Source organism: Kineococcus indalonis, assembly GCF_009906395.1.
Lineage (GTDB): Bacteria > Actinomycetota > Actinomycetes > Actinomycetales > Kineococcaceae > Kineococcus > Kineococcus indalonis.
The window spans coordinates 1-406 of the sequence record NZ_JAAALM010001040.1 but is presented as its reverse complement, the minus strand read 5'-3'; the positions used below and the strand labels follow the sequence as shown (position 1 = coordinate 406).

Genomic DNA, 406 nt, shown 5'->3' with positions numbered 1-406 from the left:
CCCCCTGCGCGTGGATCGACCCGGGCCGCTGGATCCCCGGCGAGGCGCTCGTGCAGGGCACCAAGGTCGTCTTCAGCGGCGACACCGACACCCCGCGCGAGGACCTCATCGCCCGCGCGGTCGACGCCGGCCTGGACGTCATGAACGGCGTCAGCCGCACCACCGGGCTGCTGGTCACCAACGACCCGGACGCCGGGGTGCGCAAGGTCCTCGACGCCCGCCGGCACGGGGTGCCGGCGGTGGACGAGGCGCGGTTCGAGGAACTGCTGGCCGCGATCGCGCCGGGCACGCCGAAGGAGGCGTGAGCGAAGGGGGCGTGAGCGCGCCCCCTCTGCGGGAAAACCGCCGCGGCGGGCGGCGCCCGCTCCGTAGGCTCCCGCTCCTCGTCCCCGGCGAAGGGCCCCGC

At 76.6% G+C, this 406-nt stretch carries 1 protein-coding gene; it reads left to right on the top strand.

The genetic code is table 11. The features are described 5' to 3' along the window. On the top strand, nt 1-305 hold a 305-nt coding region (locus GTR00_RS22600; protein WP_205706464.1), incomplete at its 5' end, for a BRCT domain-containing protein. Nucleotides 306-406 lie beyond the last annotated feature (101 nt).